The following is a 1,003-nucleotide window of genomic DNA, read 5'->3' as shown; positions in this document are numbered from 1 at the left end:
TGTCTGCTAGGTCATCTGTATCGAGATCTTCGGTGGCGTCGATAAGTTCTTGCGCATTTAACTTGCTCAAGAAATAGGCTTGGACGTCTTCGCTTAGGTCTTGAAGAACCTCTCCGCGATAATCATCATCGACGAGCTGCCAAATAATATTACGCTGTTTAGGTGGAGAAGACTCGATGAGGTGAGCGACATCGCTCGTCGATAAGCTCTTATTAATAATGCGAGCTACTTGCTTCAGAGAGCCGGCTTCAATGGCATCCGAAATGGAGCGCCAGTGTTGCTCTGGTGTCTGATTGTTAGAGTAGCTTGCCATGGGAACGCCGAAAGTTTGTTTAAGCTATGAGTATAGCGTATGGCGTGCAGATCGGTTGATTAATTTCTTAAGAAAACAATGGCTTAATAGGATAAGTTATAACGAATTAGAGTTAACTTTCTTCATCAAACCGATTATTGATCAATGTTTTCAAGGCATTCATGGCTTGCTCTTCATCCGCGCCATCAACAGTAATCGTTATCTGGGTGCCCTTGCTGGCTGCAAGCATCATGACAGACATGATGCTTTTTCCGTCAACTTCTCTATCGTCTTTTGTGATGGTAAAACTGCTTTCAAAATGACCGGTGCATTCCACGAATTTGGCTGCTGCTCGGGCATGCAGTCCAAGATCATTGATAATTTCGACAGTTTCGCGAAGCATTCGATTCCCTTTGAAGTCTCAGTGTTTTCTTAGAATTTATTTTATTGGGTTTTCATTGGAGCGGATAGTTCTTTGTGGCGAATCAACACGCTTTTGTGAGATTGCTTAAAGTATGCTCCGATTTTTTCGCATAAATAAACGCTACGATGCTGGCCGCCTGTGCAGCCAATGGCAATTGTCATATAGCTGCGGTTATTTGAGGCGAATTGATCAATCCACTTGTCGAGGAAAGTAATAATTGAAGACTCCATTTCCTCGACTTCTGAATGTGAACTTAAGAAATCTTCAACAGGTTTGTCGAGCCCCGT

At 43.2% G+C, this 1,003-nt stretch carries 3 protein-coding genes; all 3 read right to left on the bottom strand.

The window, feature by feature from the left end:
• On the bottom strand, positions 1 to 313 hold a 313-nt coding region (locus A3762_RS04935), incomplete at its 3' end, for a magnesium transporter MgtE N-terminal domain-containing protein (protein WP_369820664.1).
• Positions 314 to 425: 112 nt separating this feature from the next.
• Positions 426 to 695: an HPr family phosphocarrier protein gene (locus A3762_RS04930; RefSeq protein WP_068476104.1), complete on the bottom strand. Its 270-nt coding sequence runs from the start codon at positions 693 to 695 to the stop codon at positions 426 to 428.
• A gap of 41 nt (positions 696 to 736) precedes the next feature.
• Positions 737 to 1,003 (bottom strand): RNase adapter RapZ (locus A3762_RS04925; RefSeq protein WP_304439266.1); only part of this gene is annotated, 267 nt, incomplete at its 5' end.

The organism is Oleiphilus sp. HI0125 (genome assembly GCF_001635355.1).
Note: the sequence above shows the minus strand (reverse complement) of the source record. Positions and strands in the feature narration are given on the sequence as shown.